17 protein-coding genes are annotated in these 18601 nt (G+C 56.6%); 9 read left to right on the top strand and 8 right to left on the bottom strand.

Features of this window, described 5'->3' with window-relative positions:
* The first annotated feature begins 158 nt into the window (after positions 1-158).
* Positions 159-2753, top strand: a complete 2595-nt coding sequence (locus NMP98_RS06300) for a PD-(D/E)XK nuclease family protein (RefSeq protein WP_254860684.1) — start codon at positions 159-161, stop codon at positions 2751-2753.
* Positions 2750-5620, top strand: a complete 2871-nt coding sequence (locus tag NMP98_RS06295) for a UvrD-helicase domain-containing protein (protein ID WP_254860683.1) — start codon at positions 2750-2752, stop codon at positions 5618-5620. The genes NMP98_RS06300 and NMP98_RS06295 overlap by 4 nt, the downstream gene beginning before the upstream one ends.
* A 1-nt stretch (position 5621) precedes the next feature.
* Here the strand turns inward: NMP98_RS06295 and NMP98_RS06290 are convergent, their stop codons facing one another.
* From NMP98_RS06290 to NMP98_RS06265, 5 genes are all read right to left on the bottom strand, one after another.
* On the bottom strand, positions 5622-6122 hold the full coding sequence (locus NMP98_RS06290; RefSeq protein ID WP_254860682.1) for a DUF8118 domain-containing protein: 501 nt from the start codon (positions 6120-6122) through the stop codon (positions 5622-5624).
* Positions 6123-6639: 517 nt separating this feature from the next.
* On the bottom strand, positions 6640-8859 hold the full coding sequence (locus NMP98_RS06280) for a DEAD/DEAH box helicase (protein ID WP_254860680.1): 2220 nt from the start codon (positions 8857-8859) through the stop codon (positions 6640-6642).
* A 75-nt stretch (positions 8860-8934) separates the two neighbouring features.
* The gene (locus NMP98_RS06275) at positions 8935-9684 is read right to left on the bottom strand and encodes a hypothetical protein (RefSeq protein WP_254860679.1); all 750 of its coding nucleotides are present in this window, start codon (positions 9682-9684) and stop codon (positions 8935-8937) included.
* A gap of 87 nt (positions 9685-9771) precedes the next feature.
* The gene (locus tag NMP98_RS06270) at positions 9772-11211 is read right to left on the bottom strand and encodes a tyrosine-type recombinase/integrase (protein ID WP_254860678.1); all 1440 of its coding nucleotides are present in this window, start codon (positions 11209-11211) and stop codon (positions 9772-9774) included.
* A gap of 197 nt (positions 11212-11408) precedes the next feature.
* On the bottom strand, positions 11409-12080 hold the full coding sequence (locus NMP98_RS06265) for a helix-turn-helix domain-containing protein (protein ID WP_254860677.1): 672 nt from the start codon (positions 12078-12080) through the stop codon (positions 11409-11411).
* 118 nt (positions 12081-12198) lie between these two features.
* Between NMP98_RS06265 and NMP98_RS06260 the strand changes: the two genes are divergently transcribed.
* Both NMP98_RS06260 and NMP98_RS19600 read left to right on the top strand, forming a co-directional pair.
* Positions 12199-12702, top strand: a complete 504-nt coding sequence (locus NMP98_RS06260; protein ID WP_254860676.1) for a cupin domain-containing protein — start codon at positions 12199-12201, stop codon at positions 12700-12702.
* A gap of 78 nt (positions 12703-12780) precedes the next feature.
* Positions 12781-12939, top strand: a complete 159-nt coding sequence (locus NMP98_RS19600; protein WP_438269628.1) for a DUF7563 family protein — start codon at positions 12781-12783, stop codon at positions 12937-12939.
* Between the two features lie 21 nt (positions 12940-12960).
* Here NMP98_RS19600 and NMP98_RS06255 read toward each other — a convergent pair whose 3' ends face one another.
* Complete coding sequence (locus NMP98_RS06255; protein WP_254860675.1) at positions 12961-13218, bottom strand: helix-turn-helix domain-containing protein; 258 nt, start codon at positions 13216-13218, stop codon at positions 12961-12963.
* A 117-nt stretch (positions 13219-13335) separates the two neighbouring features.
* On the opposite strand from NMP98_RS06255, the gene NMP98_RS06250 reads away from it, so the two are divergent.
* Positions 13336-13593, top strand: a complete 258-nt coding sequence (locus tag NMP98_RS06250; protein ID WP_254860674.1) for a hypothetical protein — start codon at positions 13336-13338, stop codon at positions 13591-13593.
* Here the strand turns inward: NMP98_RS06250 and NMP98_RS06245 are convergent.
* Positions 13569-14753 carry a heme ABC transporter ATP-binding protein gene (locus NMP98_RS06245; RefSeq protein WP_254860673.1) on the bottom strand — a complete coding sequence of 395 codons (1185 nt, stop codon included), beginning with the start codon at positions 14751-14753 and terminating at the stop codon, positions 13569-13571. The genes NMP98_RS06250 and NMP98_RS06245 overlap by 25 nt on opposite strands.
* Positions 14750-15835 (bottom strand): vitamin B12 ABC transporter permease BtuC, encoded by a 1086-nt coding sequence (btuC, locus tag NMP98_RS06240; protein WP_254860672.1) that lies wholly within the window; start codon positions 15833-15835, stop codon positions 14750-14752. The genes NMP98_RS06245 and btuC overlap by 4 nt, the downstream gene beginning before the upstream one ends.
* Before the next feature lie 59 nt (positions 15836-15894).
* Here btuC and NMP98_RS06235 point away from each other — a divergent pair, with 59 nt between their 5' ends.
* From NMP98_RS06235 to NMP98_RS06220, 4 genes are read left to right on the top strand one after another with little or no spacing between them, the layout of a single operon-like run.
* The gene (locus NMP98_RS06235) at positions 15895-16962 is read left to right on the top strand and encodes a PGF-CTERM-anchored ABC transporter substrate-binding protein (RefSeq protein ID WP_254860671.1); all 1068 of its coding nucleotides are present in this window, start codon (positions 15895-15897) and stop codon (positions 16960-16962) included.
* A gap of 37 nt (positions 16963-16999) precedes the next feature.
* Complete coding sequence (srp19, locus tag NMP98_RS06230; protein ID WP_254860670.1) at positions 17000-17278, top strand: signal recognition particle subunit SRP19; 279 nt, start codon at positions 17000-17002, stop codon at positions 17276-17278.
* Positions 17275-17502: an H/ACA ribonucleoprotein complex subunit GAR1 gene (locus tag NMP98_RS06225; protein WP_254860669.1), complete on the top strand. Its 228-nt coding sequence runs from the start codon at positions 17275-17277 to the stop codon at positions 17500-17502. Before srp19 ends, NMP98_RS06225 begins: the two co-directional genes overlap by 4 nt.
* Positions 17503-17554: 52 nt before the next feature.
* Positions 17555-18562 carry a presenilin family intramembrane aspartyl protease PSH gene (locus NMP98_RS06220; RefSeq protein ID WP_254860668.1) on the top strand — a complete coding sequence of 336 codons (1008 nt, stop codon included), beginning with the start codon at positions 17555-17557 and terminating at the stop codon, positions 18560-18562.
* Positions 18563-18601 lie beyond the last annotated feature (39 nt).

The raw sequence follows: 18601 nt of genomic DNA, 5'->3' as shown, positions 1-18601 counted from the left end.
TCAGAAAAGTAGGCATCAGTTAAAATACTGGCTAGTGTTACAGACGATGGTCACCTCACCTCAAAGTTGTTCAGCCTCTCTGTCAGACCTGAGACCTCATCCGTATTCGGTCATTTTCTGGGGATAAGCTTATCCGCCAAACCTAGGAGTATGGTACTGTGCCAATTCAGCAGGCGAAGTCCCTTCCTGCTCTCTATGACGACGTCAAGGGATACGACCTCGTTCTTGTTCCGGACGCACCTCTTGCCAGCGCACTGAGCCGACAGTTGGACCGCCCCCACCTGGGAACGTTTGCGACGACTCCTCGGAGATTAGCTGCCGGGCGACGTGAGCAAGTCGAAGAGCGGACAGCCTTTCTCGAACTGCTCCACAAGACAGACCTTTCCTGGAAGCAGGCGGCCTACCTTGGCGAAGAAATCATCCACTGCTGGGAATATACCGCCCAACCGGATGGTATTCTGGAGTACGACCAGTTCGATAATGCTGCTGTCGAACAGGCTGTTGAGCACGTCCGTCATCTCGACACGACCTCTCGATATCTCACTGACCACGAAATCGATGAAACGACAGACTTGGCTGTCATCGGGTACCCCCAATTGACCGAGTTGGAGCGGTCAATTCTGCCATCTGACTACGATACTGTCGACCGCTTCACTGACGGGAAATTCGACCAGCCACCGTTCAGTCTCTTCGACACATCTGCGGACATTATCAACGCGATTCTCTCCACAATCGATGAGCAGACTGCCGATGAGGTCGCAATCGTCCTCGATGCGGGTAGCGAGTTCTCTCCCCTGATTGAATCGGCGTTAGACGCTGCTGATATCCCATTCTATGGTGGTCCAGGATTCCTTGATGAGCCTGACCATCGGGCATTTCTACAACTCCTCCGCATCGCTTTCCGGGGGAACGACGTCCGTGTTTCCGACGTCCAACCGGTCCTTCAACACGTAGGACGGGAAGTAGACACTGACCACGAAGAGAAGCGTCTGCACAGGCTTGATGCTCCTGAAGGTGACTGGCTTATCGACTGGTGTAACAGTGTCGAAGCTGGTGACCTAACGTTCGAGACAGCGCTCGAAGAGTATGAAGCACTCCTTGATGATACGGAGTTGAGGGCGTTTCACGAAGAGCTGGAAACGCTTGGCCTCGCATCCCAGACGGTCACCGAAGCAAGGGTTGACGACTTAGCATTCTACCTACAGTCATACGAGGTTCCCATCGACCGCGAGAATGAAGGTGTCCTTCTTGCCGATGCCAAATCCGCGACCCATGTTGACCGTCCACTCGTGTTCTATATCGGGTTAGATGACGACTGGACAAGGACTCCTCCCCGACGACCATGGGTGGACCGCGAAACTGAATTCGACCGTCATCTCAGGCAATTTCAGCTCCTGCTCCAAAATGGAGCCTCGCAATACTACCTCATTCGGGACACCGTGGGAGGTAGCCCCGTAACGCCGTGTCTGTACTTCGAGGAACTTCTGGAGGAGTCGTACTCCCGTTTCGCAGACCTCAGCACAGAGCGTTATATCACTCAGGAGAGTCCTTCCGAAAAGCCGTTTGAGGCTGAATCGCGGCCAGTCTCTGCAACCGAACTCACAACCATCAGTCAGTCTAGTCTCAGTACCTACGTCAATTCACCCAGAGACTACTTTTTCGACCGAATAGTCGACTCGCCGGACAAGGATTACTTCCGGGAAGGAAACCTCTTCCATGAATTCGCTGAGTTCTATGTCCATCATCCGGATGCGGTTTCTGCTGAGGATATCGATGACTTAGCCGAGTTGATGGTCGCCGAGATGGAGCCGTTCGTTCGCGATATAGACGAACGGGTTCATCGAACGCGATACCGAGCAGGCTTACAGAACATCATCAGCTTTCTCGACCGACATGCACCTGACTCAGACCAGTTAGCTATCAACAGCAGACGTCGTGAAGAGAACGCGTTTGCTGAACACTTCGACCGAGCTGTTGGCGCTGACATCTCGGAGCAGTGGTTCGACAACGAAGACCTGGGTGCAAAGGGCAAAATCGACCTCGTAGCATCATCGCATCGGCTGGTCGACTACAAGAGTGGGTCAAAAAAGTCAGCGACACAGGTGGTCAAGAACTCCTCAATCGACGATATCTCGGACACACCCAACTTCCAGGCTATCCTGTACCTCGCTCATCAGCGGACGAAACATCCCAACGAGCAACTTGAATTCGTCTTCGTCCACTTCTTGGAGAACCTTGACGACATTGTCCAAGGCAGCGCAAACTTGGATGATACGCTTACCACCGTCCAGTACTATCCAATTCCCTACGTCGAGTATATTGCTAGCGAGGAAACCTACGAGCAACTGCGGGATGAGGGGTCGAACGACTGTCAGAAGACACTCTCGAAATCGTCTTATGAGGACTATGCAGCCGTGTTCGAGGACTCCGACTTCCCCGCTACTCGGGACAGGGACGAACTCATCGAATCGGAGTTCGGACGCGTGTTCACGAGCAAAATGAAGGATGTCGTAGGAGACTACAAATACGTCGAAAATGGCTGCAAGCAGGCGATGCGGGACCTCATGCGTATCCGGAATCGGAACTATTTCGAAGATGAACTTGATGCCTTCGAGGAATTCATCCGGGAACGTCTACAGGAGCTTAATGCCCGTCGAGCTGGTGAGGGGCGTTTCCCTATCGCTGACCTCGTAGACGAACCGAATTACCGGCGCGTCAACCACCGCGACCTTCTGCTGGAGGACGGGCGATGAGAAGAGCGTCAGATGATGACGACGGTAGTCCTGAGCCGAATAAAAAGCAGCGAAAGCTCATCAACAACACAGACGGTACGTATCTCGTAGACGCCGGAGCCGGCACGGGAAAGACGTTTGCTGTCACCCGCCGGTATGCAAATATTCTCGATACGACGGATAGCTCGCCGGATGATATTCTATTGATTACCTTCACTCGGAATGCGGCCCGTGAGATGAAAGACCGCATAGTCCGCCACTGTGATTACAGTATGGCTGAACTGGCTGATGCACCAATTCAGACCTTCCACAGTCTCTGTCATGATATTCTTCAGGAACACGGATTCGACGCTCCATCCCTCCTCGGCATTGACGACCACATTCCGAGCACCACCCGAATAATCGAGGATGACCTCGTTGAGGAGGCTCTCTTTCAGGAGTTCTTCGAGCAATTCACCGATGGCCATCCCGAGTACAGCAATATCCTCCGAACGATATCTGACCCCACCGAGCTGCTCGACCTCATTAACGAGCTCGCTGCCAAGGGAGTCTTTCCAACGAAAGACGGGTGGTATCGTGATAGTGAGAGCCACCTCGATGGTGACTACTCCGAATTCAAACAGCAGTTCGACCAGATGAACACCCCACGCAACGAGGGGAGCAAGCAATCACGGCTTCGGTCGAAGCTCTATCGCTACGGAAAGAACAAATGCTATCTACCGAATGCGCCTCCGAAAGATGAAATCCGAGGTGATGGGAAGCAGGTTCCGGAGGAACTCGCTCTCCGAGTGTTCGATGAGGACCGAGAGTCGCTCAAAGAATTTGTCCACGACGTGTACTTCGAGTACCTCCAATTCGCTCTCTCTCGTAATTACCTGAACTTCGGATTCCTCCAACTGTTCGCATTCGTCCTGTTGTGTGAAGACCACCACCTTCGCGAGCAACACGGGTTCGACTACGTGATGGTCGACGAGTTTCAGGACTCTAGTGAGATTCAATTCAAATTGGCCTTGCTCTTAGCTGATACTGACAACATCTGTGTCGTGGGTGACTGGAAGCAGAGTATCTATTCGTTCCAGTATGCTGCTGTAGAGAACATTTTGGAGTTTCGTGACCGGCTATCACAGTTCGCATCAGAATTGAACAGTGACCACAAACGGGTAGAGTATGACACTTCATCGGTCCAGAATATCGAACTCGAAGAGAACTATCGGTCGACCCAGACGATACTGGATTTCTCCGAGGAGAGCTTGGTCGTTCCAGCAGCGAAATATGATTCAGTCGATGTCGAATCCGTACGCAATCGTATCGTCCACCTCAACTCGAATTCCGACCATGACAACTCTACCATTCGGGCCTTACAACACGAGGACGAGCACGAAGCACTTCTAACGGCTATCGATACTATCGTCGGAAGTCCCGAGTATCGCGTTGAAGATGACGACGGGGACCTTCGCCTTCCACAGTATCGTGACATCGCAGTACTGACTCGAACACGTGATTTCGGCCGGGAACTCCAACAGGTTGCAGACGACCACGGGCTTCCGATGGCCTACGAGGGCGGTATCGAACTCTTCCGAACAGACCAGGCGAAGCTGCTTCTGGCGTGGCTTCGTATTCTCGAACACGATGGAGAACGAGGTTGGGCACCGGTCCTAGAGCGTGCTGGATACACTCTTGACGAGGTTAAACACATCCTCGAAACGGAATCCTATCCCGACGAGATGCTGGCGTTCCGTGATACCCTCACATCGCTTGACTCCCTCGGGGGCGTAGTTCGTCGGGTATTCGAACGGTATGGCTTCACTGGTCCGCGCGCTGATGTGCTGCTGCATACTATCGAGTCTATCCGCAAGACGACGACACTCACCCACGGAGACCTCATTCGATTCATCGCAAACGGTATCGAACACGGGAGCACGCACGAAGTGAATACGAGTGCGGAGGACAATTCGGTCACCGTCCAGACTATACACGCCACGAAAGGTCTCGAACATCCAATCGTTATTGTGGCGAATATGAATAGCGGGCGTTTCCCCCCATCAAGTGGTGGAAGCCAGACGATAATGTACGACGATGCCACGGGGCTGAGGCATCGCAAAACGTACTCTGAAGCACACGGGCAGCCGTATATTTACGACAACTGGAGGGTAGATGTACTCCGTAGGTGTTTAGGACGGGACTACGATGAGGAACGACGGCTGCTCTACGTAGCGATTACTCGTGCAGAGAGTCATGTCCTATTTACTGCCGGTGATGACCCGAATACGTTCCTTGAAGAACTTCCTGTGGATGTGCAATCTGGCGACCCAGACGTGCCAAGCTTCGATACTTCGAAAGACGAGGGTCAGGTGTTAGAAATCTCTCTCCCGGACGGTATTGGTCCTGAAGGTTACTCCCCTCATTCGCTAATGGACGAAACAGTCTACGAGGAGGTCGAAGGCGGAGAGGGAATGGAGTTTGGTACTCGGGTGCATGAATACGCCGAGCAGTATTGCCTCGGGGCAGATGTAGACCCACGGAATGCTGATGAGAGACACGTGAAATCTCTTCTCGATTCCCTTCCTGGCAAACTCCACGCGGAAGAGAATGCGTATCTACCTCTCGAAACTGAGCGGGGAAGAGTCACTCTTTCTGGCGTCATCGATTTACTCCATCTGACTTCAGATACTGTCGAAATCATCGACTACAAAACTGATAGAAGCCGCCATGCTGAGCCGGAATACCGGAAGCAACTGAGCGTCTACTACCACGTCCTCACCGATATGTATCCTGAACGGACGGTACGCCCGTCGATATTCTACACTCAATCTGGAGAACAGGTCTCTATTGACGCGCTATCCAAATCAGAACTGCGCCAGCTCGTTATGGAGACGAGCACTGAGTGAGTTACTCGCTGTTGGGACACTCGTTGGGATGCTGAATTAGGTCCGGGTCGGCCGGAATGACTTCGCGCCCACAGCCCTCGCACCGGACGTACCGCGCCCCACCCTGTTCCGGCGGCTCAACGTGGTAGGTGTACTCTGCTTCGCTCCTCTCCTCGGAGTGCCCACTGATGACTTCGCCACCGTCGGTAGCGGCTATCTGAGGCGACTCTTCGACGTGCTCACCGAGCTGCTCATCAACTTCTTCGACGCCAGATGGGACCGCGCTATCGCCAACTGCGAAGGCGACACGGCGCTGGTGCTTACAGCGGACGTCACGGTGCCTGTGGTCCGGGCAAGTGCAGCGACCTTCACGAGCGTCGACGCGGTACTCGGAACCACTCTGGGTCGTCACACTGTAGATATCACCACCCAGTGAGAGCACCGTCATGTACTCGGTGAGCGCGCGCTCAGTTCGGGGTTCGAGGTCGGTACCTTCAACTTCGGAAGTATTGTAGTCGGTCATGGGTTGTGTCAACCGAGACAACCCGGCTCGCGTGTCCCTAGCACGCGGGCACTTCCTCCGAACGGAGCGCCCCGAGGAACCGGTCTGTCTCTACCTATTGCTATGTGGCAATAGGTATTAAGCCTTTTGTCTCGTGGCAATAGGGTTAAATGGCGAGGGTTCGTATCCGTGATTATGACTGATGACCGCGAGCGAAACGAACAGGGACAATACGTCTCGACAATCTCAACCGAGCTTGTACTTGAGGTATTGCGAGAATCGGATGACCCGGTATTGACTGCAAAGGAGGTAGGGGAACACTTTGGATGTACGAGTGAAGCAGTCCGCCAGCGATTACATGAACTTCAAGACCAAAATAAAGTGCAATCAAAAAAAGTCGGGGCACGAGCCGTAGTGTGGTGGGCTAGAGAACCTTAAGAAATGTTGAAGTGGTAACCACAATCGAGATTGCTCAAAGAGATACTCGCTTATCAGAAATAACCAGACGGGCCTTTCCTAATTGGTCTGTAAGGGACTATTAGGATTCTGAGAAGTAATCAATCTCTCGTGGAACAGAATCATCTAAAGAAATGTTACCATCCATATCCTTCGGGTTCGGAGCGGCAAAAACCAATTCAGGCTCATCAGTGGAGACGATACTGAGAACTTCATCTACTTCTCTCAAGAAGTCGTTCTCGGTATCGCCTACTCCAGAAATGTGGCACCATCCTTCGGAGCGCGTGATTCCGACGAAAATCTCGTTACGGACTTGTGCATAATTATCACGCCATAGTAAATTATTGTTTTCAATCAAAACTCTTTCCCAATTAGATTTTGGAATCTGTTCCGACCCAACGATGTACACCGAAGCTGCTTCATTTCCTTTTGCCCTATTTATTCCTGAAATAGTAACCCTATCTTCTTGCCAAAACTCATCTCGACTTCCAGAAGTTGGGATATGGGCTAAATTATGGGAATCATCTCTTTCTAGTCGGTCTTCTCCTAATGAGTTTAATTTGCTCGCGATGCGAGCGGCACGAACATTTCGTGCCGTTTCATTTGATGGCTCAGAGGAGTAGTCGTATGGCCCAACACAGACGACTAATATCTGTTCTGGGTCTAGCTCTTCTTCTTCAATATCGTTAATGACCTGCTGAGAAACCTTCTCAATTTCAGCTTCAAAGCTATCACAGAATGACTTTTCAATCAGCTCGCCAGGCTCAACATGGCTCTGAAGTGGATGAGGTGACAAGTCCCTGTTTCGACGGATGCGGATTTCGCTTCCTATATCAGAGAAATTACTATTCTCTCCAACCTCATAACCAATTGCTCTCCAGTCATCCTTTGTGGTGAGAGTATTCACAATTCCATCATCTCTGTAAAGACCCATACCCAAGGCATGACCCGCCATTAACACTTCTCTGGGCGTCCGATAAGATTGTCTCATGACAAAACTCTTTGTTATCCCTCCTTCGTAGAAGCCACTCATATCAATACCATCGTCACCAGAGTATTCATCCCCAAATATCGTCTTTGGACTTGGGGCAGATAGTTTACTAAGACTCTGTGCTTCGTCGTAGGCCCATATCAATCGCTTAGGCTCTTTGAGTGCCTCATAACACATCCTATAGAAGTTCGGTCCGAAATCCTGAGCCTCATCAATCAGAATAGCATCGTAGAGCTGAGGAATATCCTCATCAGCCTCCAAAAGGTCCCTACAGTGTGCTTCTAACGAGGGGTTCCCAGGTGTTTGATGTATTAGTCGATATGGAGAGATACCCGCGCGTTTCGCAATTTCGCGATATAACCCTTTGTGCTGTTCATCAGGCCCAGTCCGAGATGGGTCTTGTCCCCAAGCATGCCAGACGCGAAGATTATCTCCAAATTCCTCTCCATCTGATAGGTCGTTATAGAATCTTCCAATTGCCTTCCGAATCGTTTGATATAGACTCCTCGTATTAAATGTGAAGACAATATCCCATTCGGGTCGTTGAGTGTGCATTACTGCCGCCTTTTTGGCCATTATAGTGGTTTTCCCTGACCCCGCAATACCACGGATTTGCTGGGGGCCCGGAGGAATATGTAACCCAATCTGTTCCTGCTGCTTGTCCTGTTCGCGAAGGTCGAATCCCCATGTAGCAGCTCGGTATAAACTCTTCTTTGTGTGTAGTAGCTCATCTTCAGATATTGGTTCGCGGTTTGATGAAAGTATATCTCCCTGGTTAATCCGCCGTCTTGCCGTTTTAAATTCGTCTTCTGTTATACTCTCCCCATCTTTTTCTTCTTCCAGCCGCTCGTAGAGATTACTATTTTGAAGGTCTGACTCAAACAGAATCAAACCATTTACTTCCGGAAAATCTGCATCAGCCCATTCCTCGTGTGTAATATTTGGAAGGGCAACGGCAGCAATTCGTGATATCTTGCCAGCAAGACTCATCGTCTCCGGAATCCCAGTAATCTGTGAATGTATCCGCGCGAGCTGATTTACGACTTCTGAGAGAGGATAATCTGCATCGCCGGAAATTTCCCACCTCTCATTTGTAACCGTGTCAATATCATCAATAGTGTAACGTCGGCAAGTGAATACCAATATCCCGAGGTCAGCATGTAGAACGAAAATGTCTGGGACGTGTTCAAATCGATTGTGTGCGTCTCTAATTGGATAATTATAGTATCCAGCAGCCCAGTCAGTACTTAGAGACCGTTTTATATTCTGCCATACTTCCCACTGGGCTTCCCCCCGACCTGGCTTTTCCATCCGATTAGAGACGAAAAAGTCTGGATAGCTCCTGGTATTAGACATGAATCGATATTGTTGCTCGGGAAGCCTTAGCTATTGGGCTGGAGTAGATGACTTATGCACTTCTTCTAAATCGTGAGCTTCACATTCGCTAATATCTGCATAGAAGTGGTCCTCCGGCAGAATAGCACATGAGGTAACGACTTCCCCTGCACTATTCTTAGCTTCTGCTTCCATACTCACTCGTATTTTTTCAACTTCTTCTGCAGCAAGATTGTCGACAACATGTCTGAAAGTTCTCTGTTCACCATCATCTATTGAGAGAAGAGCAGGTGCTTCAACTTCTGTTTCTTCATTGGGTGCAAGTGAATTCGTCCCTTCCTCCTGATTTTCACCCTCTGATTTATTGAGTGGAGAGTGGCCTTGCACTGGGGAGGAGTAAGAGAGAGAACCTTCAAATTCAATACGAGTGGTTAGCCTGACGTCATTTGCGTAGCCCTTAGCCACATTCGATAAGGATACGCAAACGGTATCTCCACTGAATGAAGGGCCAGATGTACGCGATATATCTGGGGTGTATTCCAATTCCATGAGCTCAGTTTGATTCTCCAAAATTTCCCCATGACGTCTAAAAATCCGGGTTTGTTTTCTATAGATGCCGATTAGAATTATTGATGTGAATCCAGTGAGAGCTGTTGCAAACGCGGTGAGTGCAGCGATTTCTTCTCCATCAAAGAACCAACTAGATACACCAAAGATACCAAACGACAGGGAAATTACCAAGAGGGCAAGGAATCCGTAGATGAGCAGGCCAAAATAATCAATCTCCTCCTCGCTGTTCATAGCAGAAGGAACTCCATAGGCGATGACAATCACAATAACGGTTCAAGTCGCATGATACCAAGTCATGTCTTATATCACCGGACAAAACTAATCAGATATTCGTTTGAGAAGCTCTTCCTTGAATTCTGGGTCATCAAGTGCATCATCGAAAGCATCGAGCAACTCGACAGTCTCGGTGTCTGAGGGCTCCGTGTCACGGTAGTCCTCCTTCACATCTTGTTCGGCCTGTTCCTCAAATTCAGCAGCAGTCTCTTGGTCAAGCGCAAATCCACATCGCATACAGTACGAAGCGCTCGGTTCGTTGAGTTCTTGACAGCGGTCACACTCAACAACGTCGGGAGTTTCCTCTTCCTCGTCGGGTTCGTACAACCCATGCATCTCGTCGTAAGCGTTGTCGATGTCACGGCCCGAGAGATGGACATACTTCGCAGGCACGTCTGAGCCCTGAACCCATCCGAACCACTCACACAGTTGCGCTTCCGTCATTTCTGTCGCAAGGTAAGATGCTCGGGAATGTCGGTAGTGGTGCGGATTTGAGGGTTTGTCAATCCCGGCACGTTCCATTGTTGCCGCAAGAATCTTCTCACGAAGATAGCGGTAGCCGAGCTTCATTTCCGACGTGAGGGTTGCGTCTGAGTCGAATTGCCGAAGCCACTTTTCAGCGGTTGTTACGTTGACGCTCACTATGTCTGCAAGGTCTTCGGCTGAGTGATTCACTAGGTCCCTGCCCGTTTCAATGCCAGCGTCGTTCAGTTGTTCTGCTCGGGACGGACCGATTCCATGTATGTCGCGTATGTCGTCAACGTTGTTTGGGTTCAGGTGTTTGGTCGGGCCTCCCTGTTGGATTTTGCACCACAGTGGGGCATCTTTCTCCGGGTTCGGGTGCTTATTCAGCCAGTTGTTGAGGTGGGGTACCGATTCAACAAGCGGGAGCCGACGCGCTCCGGTCTTTCCTTCGATGACGACTTTCTTGCCGTTCGCCCGGTCTTCGATATCCCCGACTGTGAGGTCGATTAGCTCCCCAATCCGGGCACCCGTTTCATATAATAGGTAAATAAACGCCTTGTCGCGGGGGTTTTTCGCGGCGTTGACTTGAGCTTCTATATCCTCTTTGGTGAGCAAGTCTTTCGGGAGCGTATCACCGTTCCCGTTGCCGTTGCTCAGTTTAATCCATTTCACTTCCGGCGGCGTTTCGTCCTGTTCGGCGTCTTTCAGCCAACTCCAAAACGCCTTGATGACAGATTTGTAGGTATCAACCGTTTCGTCGGTGTAATCCTGTTCGTGTACCCACGTCACCAGCCCTTTCACGTCCCGCTTTTCCATCTCATCAAATGGTTTCTCGGCTTGCTCAGCCACCTTCTTGAGCCGTTGCGTGTTCCGCAGTAGGGTGGCTTCGCTCAATCCGTCGAGTACACGGTCCTGCTTGTAGTTGAGAATCAGGTCCTTGTTCCGGTTTAGTATCTCGTCAGAGGCTTCGATGTTTTCGCTCACTCTCTCCAGTTCACGAGAAAAGTCAGCTATTGGCATACTGCTACTACAGGCTGCAGCTCAATGAAGGTTTTGAACCCTTGTTATGTAAGCCCTCCTCCGGCTTCTTCTGCCGAACGACGTGAGACGAAAGCCGAGCGTGGGATTCGAATCGAGAGCAGCTCCGCTCCGACCCCGGTTCACAATCATCTCATCGGGCTTTTTGACGGAACGAAGTGGAGTCGGAGCGCGAGGAGCTAGGCTGGGTCCGTCGACCGGAGCAGCGCCGACAGCATCTTCGATTCGGCCTTCCGGAGGTGTTCGTCGACCGTCGACGGGGCACATCCCAGTTCGTCAGCCAACTCGCCCTGATTGACCTGTCTGGGGATGTCGTAGTATCCCATCTCGACGGCGGTTTCGAACACTTCCCGTTGGCGGTCGGTCAGCATCGACAGCATGTCCCGTGTTCCGGGAGAGTACTGGCCGACCTGTTGAATCGAGACGCTGATGTGGTCGAGGACGGCCTTCAGCGCCTCTCGGAGCATGTCGTGGGTGCCGACGATGGTGACGAGGACGCCGCCGCGGTCGGTGAACTCGATGGGCGTGTCGATGATGAGCGCGAACTCGTAACACAGCGCCATCAGGGTGCCAGCGGGTTCGCCCGGGTGGACGTGGACGTAGAGGTGGAAGGTGTTTTCGGCCTCGACGTCGAGTACGTCGTAGCTGATGACGGAGTCGTGGGCTTTGACTGCCTCGACGACGCTGTCCCGGTCGCCGTTGAGTCGGTACAGCAACACGCCGGTGCCGTCGCCGAAGGAGTCGATGTGGAGCAGCGCTTCGCGTCCGACCCCGTCGATACGGGACAGTTCCGCGTCGACCGGGTGAATCCCGTTGTGTTCCGACGTGAGGACGAGGTCGAAGTATCGCATGGACTGTTCGTGTCCCGTGTATCACACCCATTGGGGTAATCGTTTGGGTCTCCACGGGTATTTTCGCACCGTCTACAACCGGGAAACTGTTTATACCGACGGGACAACTGGAAGACGCATGCGTAAGGTTGCCATCGACGACGTCGACATCGAGTTGAGTCCGCTGGGCGTCCACAGCGTCAGACGACCGGTCTCGGATGCGCTGGGCACCGACCACTTTGCGATGAACTACTTCGAACTCGAACCCGGCGAATCCTTCTCCGGTGGGCTTCATACTCACCACGACCAAGAGGAGGTGTTCTACGTCCAGTCCGGGGAGGCGACCTTCGAGGTCGCGGACGAACCCAGCACCGACGCCACCGAATCGGTCTCGGTCGGTGCCGGCGAAGTGATTCGGTTCCCGCCCGGGCAGTTCCAGGAGGGCTCCAACGACGCCGACAACGACGACCCGGTGGTCGGATTCGCCTTCGGCGCGCCCTCCTCGAAACACGACTGGGACTCCATCGAATCGGTGATGCCCTGCAGCGAGTGCGGCGAGGAGACTGGTCACGGTCTCTCGCTCACCGAGGAGAACACCTTCGAGTTCACCTGTACGGAGTGTGGGAACGAACTGACGTTTTGAACGTGTCGCCCCCACGAGGACGTATTTTTCACCGGTCAGGGGAAAGATACTTGTGATTGGGTACTACCCGTCTAACGTATGCCACACTGCCGCAACTGCGAAGGGTTCGTGACGGAGAATTACGTCCGTGTGTTCGCACCGCAAGAGATGTCGTCGGTACGTGTCTGTCCGAACTGCGAGGACAAGTTGCGGGACGGGGCCGAGGTACGGGAGGCCCGTTCGACACGGCAGAACTGATTTTTACGAGCGAGAATCGGTTTAGTCGTCGCTCGGGGCGACGGCGACGGCGCCCTCTTTGAGGTAGCGTTCGCCCCGTTCGGTCACCGCGTAAATCACTTCCCCACTGACCGGTTCGAGCAATCCGTGGTCGACGAGCGTGTCGACGCGCCGTTCGACGTAGCCGAGGTGCATCCCGAGCCGATTGGCGATGAGCGGCACGTAGTCCGGTGGGTTCTCCGAGAGGAATCGCAGGATTCGCTCGTCGGCCGGATGGGTCCAATCGGGGCTCGTCGACATTCTGTTTGCCTCCGTTCTGGCTATTAGTAGAGGGACCCACAAAACTGTGTCGATTGTTCACAAGGAACAAAGCACTTCGAGCGAAAGTGGTAGGGCGCCTCCCCGGTAAAAGGAGTCATGGATTCCGCCTTCGAGGACCCGCGGTCACCCGACCGGCGGCGTGACGCCGCCCGAATCGGTTCGGGACTTCTCGCGTTGGCCGTGACGGTCGTGTGGTTTCGGGAACCGCTCGCTGCCGTCTGGCCGCTCGTCTACCCGCCGACGAACACCATGGCCGCCACGCTGGCGTTGGTCGTCGTCTTCTCGCTTTTCCTCCCGATGATGGTGGCTGCGGGCCTCGTCGATTTGTTTTACGACCGCTTCGTCGGCGAGTGAGTCGGCGGTGTCGCCCCGGCCGCGGCCTCCAACTCGGTCTTGGTGACGACCTCCGCCCGTCCGTTCGGCGTCTCGACGCCTTCGAGAGCGAGGAGTCGAGCGCTGGCCGTGGCCACCGTCGCGTTCGCGTCGTCGAGCGGGGCGGCGATGACGGTCGCGTCGGCGCGCTCGGCCAGCGAACTCGCTGCTCGAATCCGGTCCTCAGGGACGGGACCGAACGGCGGCGCCGTGACGAGGTCGCTCGCGACGCTTCGAGCGGTCGACGCCGCAGCGTCACCCTCCGGGAGGACGCCCGCCGTCACCTCGATGCCGGCGTCGACCAATCGACCGATGGTCCGAGCGGCCCGCTGGCCGCCGCCGAGAACGTGGACGTGCTTTTCGCCCGGCGGTGCGTCCGAAAGCGGCGTCACCGTCGGCGTTCCCGTGATGGGATTCGTCCCGACGGCGCTCCGGACGCCGAATGCCGTCTCCAGACGCTCGGCGTCGAGGACCTCCTCGGGCCGGCCGCTGGCGAGAATCTCCCCGTCGGAGAGCAACGCGACGCTGTCGCAGAACCGCGCCGCGAGGTCGAGGTCGTGGATGGCTGCGACGACCGTCTTTCCCTCCGCCGCGAGGTCACGAGCCAACGACAGCGTTCGGACCTGATGGTTGATGTCGAGGCTCGCGGTCGGTTCGTCGAGCAGTAACACCGGCGTCTCCTGTGCGAGGGCGCGGGCGAAGACGACTCGCTGGCGTTCGCCGCCGCTCAGCGCGCTCACCGAGCGGTCCGCGAACTGTGCCGTGTCGGTCCGGTCGAGCGCCGACTCGACGGCGGCCCGGTCGGCCTCACTCGCCGTCGAGAACCGCGAGCGATGTGGCGTCCGCCCCATCGCGACCACCTCGGAGACCTCGAAATCGAACGCCAAACTGGTCTCCTGTGGCACCGTCGCGACGAGTCGGCCGACTTCTCGGGCCGACAGTTCCGAAACATTCCGTCCGTCGACGGTGACCGTTCCCCGAGATGGCGACAGCAGGCCGTTGCACGTCCGGAGAAGCGTCGTCTTCCCCGCCCCGTTCGGCCCCACGAGCGCGAGGAACTGCCCATCGTCGACGGATAGGGAGACGCCGTCGAGGACGGTCGTCTCGCCCAACTCGACGCCGACGGTGTCGAGAGATATCACAGCGCGTGCACCTCCCGTTTCGTCAACAGATACAGGAAGAACGGTGCCCCAAGCGCCGCGGTGATGATGCCGACGGGCATCTCCGCCGGTCCCATCCGGGCGACGGTGTCGGTGGCGACCAGAAAGACGGCGCCGGCCAGCGCACTCGTCGGGAGCAGTATCCGGTGGTCGGGGCCGACGACGAGTCGCATCGCGTGCGGGACGATGAGGCCGACGAACCCGATGACACCCGACACGGCCACCGCGGCGGCGGTGACGATGCTCGAAGCCGCAAGCAGCACGCGCTTCGTGCGCTCGACTTCGATGCCGAGTGTTCGGGCGTCGTCCTCGCCGAGCAACAGGACGTTCAAATCCCGAGCGTACGCCAACAGCAGGACGAAGAAGACGGCGACGACCGGCAACGCCACTCGGACCCGCCACCAACTGCTGTACTGGAGGTGGCCCATCAGCCAGTGGACGGCCCCTTCGAGGCCGTCGCCAGCGTGCAACAGCATGTACGAGATGACCGCCCCGAGGAACGTCTGGATGGCGACGCCGGCCAAAAGCAGCGTCGCAACGGGGGTTCGGCCGCCTTCGCTGGCGATGAGGTAGACGCCGAAGGCGGTGACGACCGACCCGACGAACGCGAAGGCGGGCAGTCCCCACCCGGCGACGATTTGGGGGACGATACCCCCAATCGCCGACGTGAGCGCCGCGCCGAAGACGATGTAGGCGACCGCACCGACGGCAGCGCCGGTCGAGACGCCGATTATCGAGGGGTCAGCCATCGGGTTCCGGAAGAACCCCTGCATCACGGTGCCGGCCAACGCGAGTGCGAACCCCACGACGCCCCCGAGAACGATGCGTGGGAGTCGTATCTCCCGGACGATAGTCGTGGTCGTCGCCGGCACCGCGAACTCGAAGGGGTGAACCCACGCCATCCCCGAGGTGTCGACGGTCGGCACCGCGACCGCGTTGAGCACGACGTAGGCGACCGACAGCGGCGTGATGTCGGCGTAGCCGAGCGTCGCGCTGACGAGCACGACGGCGACGAACAGCAGGGCTAACCCCGCCGACCACGCCAGCGCCCGTCGGAAGACCATAGGCACAACTGCGGTTGGATTAGCCAAATACTTATTGCCCTCGTCTCTCTGTTCGCTCGATGACTCGATGCTACACTGCCGTCTTCGTCACGGCGCTTCTCGTCGTCGCGCTCTCTGCGGCCGCCGCCCCTGCGGTGGGCGCGACCACACAGGGAGACGCCGACTGTTCGTTCCCGTTCACCGCGACCGATGCCACGGGGACGAACGTGACCGTCGAGGAACGGCCCGACAGCATCGTCGCCCTCCAACCGAGTGCGGCCCAGACGCTGTGGGAACTCGACGCCCAGGACCGCGTCGTCGGCGCCCCGGTCGGCCCCTACACCGACTATCTCGAGGGCATCGACGGAAAGACGAACGTCCTCAACGACGACGGCTTCTCCGTCAACCAGGAGGCCGTCGTCGAACTCGACGCCGACATCGTGTTGGCACCGAACGTCGTTCCCGACGAGACCGTCCAGAGCCTCCGTGAGGCCAACCAGACCGTCTACAAGTTCGGCTTTGGCAACTCCCTGCAGTTCGTCGCGGACAAAACCGAACTGACCGGTCAACTCGTCGGTTCCTGTGAGGCCGCCGAGACGACCAACGAGGAGTACTGGAACCGCATCGATTCGGTCCGCAACGGCACCGACGCCTACGAGTCGCCGCGCGTGTTACACTTCACCGACAACTTCACCGCCGGGTCGGGAACCTTCATCAGCGAACTCATCACGACCGCCGGCGGCGTCAACGTCGCCGCCGAAAACGGCGTCGAGGGATACGGCCAAATCAACGACGAGGCTCTCGTGGAGTGGAACCCCGAAGTAATCATCGTCGCAGACGACGAGGGGCGGGTCCCGAACACGGCCGCCTACGAGTCGACGTTCGCGGTCCAGAACGACCAAGTCGTCGCCATCAACGGCAACTACCTCAGCCAACCGGCGCCCCGAATCGCCATCGCACTGGAGTCAATCGCCGAGGCGCTTTCGGAGGCCGAACTGGAGTCAGAGGCGACGCCGACCGCGACGCCGGCCGACTCGGAGCCGTCGACGACCGAGACCGACTCGACTGATGGCGACGGCGCGGGCTTCGGTGGACTCGTCGCAGTAGTCGCACTCGCCGCCGTGGCACTCCTCGCCCGTCGGCCGTAACCGCCCTCTTTTTACGCCGCCGTCGCCCACGTCGACTATGGTCGAGAACGTCATCTGGCCCGCCTATCTCGACGCGGAGTTATCGCGTAGCGAGGGCCGGCGCGTCCCCGCGGACCTCGCCATTCCGGAACCCACCGTCGACGAGATAGCCAGCGCGGTCCAGCAGGTCGGCTACGACGCCGTCATCGAGCGCGAAAAGACGTATCCACGGGAGTACGAACCCCGCGGTCGCGTCCTCGTGAAGGACGCCGACGACGCCACGAAATCCGACCTCCTCGGGGCCGTCGCGGCGTACGTCTCCGCCCTCCGGGAATGAAACGCGTCGGCGAGGTCGTCAGGACCGCCCAGGGGCTGGCCGTCGTCCGCTGTCCCGACGACGACCACCCGGACATGGGGGCCGCAGTCGTCGACCAGGACCTCGATTCGGTCGGCCGCGTCGTCGACGTGTTCGGGCCGGTCGACCGCCCCTACATCGCCGTCTCGCCCGACGACGGCGTCGACCTCCCGCTGTTGCTCGGGACGAAACTGTACGCCCGGTGAGGGACCGTTCGGAGACCGCAACGCCCAAACGACCGCCACCGGACCGTAGGGTATGAAGCGGGCCTACGTTGCCGTCGCCGCCACTGTCGGCGTCTTCCTCCTCGTCCAGTTGGGCGCCCTCGCCCTCGTTGAGCCGTTCATGGAAGCCGGCTACCAGACCGTCGAAGACCCCTCCGACCCGACCAACAGCGTGCTGTACATCGGCGCCATCCTCGTCGCGACGGCGGTGATGCTCGTCGCGCTGAAGTTCGGCGTCGACCAACTCCTCCAGGGACTCATCGTCTTCGCGTCGGTGTTCCTGTCGTTCTACGTCTTCTCGGTCGTGATTCCCGCCGTGGTCACGGTCGGCGGTCTCAACGTCTTGGCGGTCGGTGCCGCACTCGGCTTGGGTGTCGGCCTGCTCGCCTACCCCGAGTGGTACGTCATCGATGCCGCCGGTATCGTCATGGGAGCGGGCGCGGCGGGGCTGTTCGGCATCAGTTTCGGACTTCTCCCCGCCCTCGTCTTGCTCGTCGTGTTGGCAGTGTACGACGCCATCTCGGTGTACGGCACCGAACACATGCTCACGCTGGCCTCGGGTGTGATGGACCTCCGACTGCCGGTCGTGTTGGTGATTCCGCTGACGCTGTCGTACTCGTTCCTCGAAGAGGAGGGGCCGGAGACGATTTCGGACGACGATGAGGACGAGGAGACTTCCGAGGCTGAAAGTGACGACACCGAGGAAGAGGAGGAGCCACCCGAACCGTTCGAGCGCGACGCCTTCTTCATCGGGTTGGGCGATGCGGTCATCCCCTCGATTCTCGTCGCGTCGGCGGCGTTTTTCCGCCCCGGCGACGCGCCGCTGTTGGACGTGCCCGGACTCGCGGTCACCGTTCCCGCACTCGGCGCCGTCCTCGGCACGACGGTCGGACTGCTCGTCCTCATGTGGATGGTGATGAAAGGGCGTGCCCACGCAGGGCTGCCGCTGCTCAACGGCGGTGCAATCGCGGGGTACCTCCTCGGGGCGCTCGTCGCCGGCATCGCTCTCGTCGACGCCGTCGGCCTGACGCCGTACGTCTGACAGAAACACGTTTCTGCTGAGGCTTAAGGGCGACCGCCG

Origin of the sequence: Natronomonas gomsonensis (assembly GCF_024300825.1) — an archaeon.
Taxonomy (GTDB): Archaea; Halobacteriota; Halobacteria; order Halobacteriales; family Haloarculaceae; genus Natronomonas; species Natronomonas gomsonensis.
Note: the sequence above shows the minus strand (reverse complement) of the source record. Positions and strands in the feature narration are given on the sequence as shown.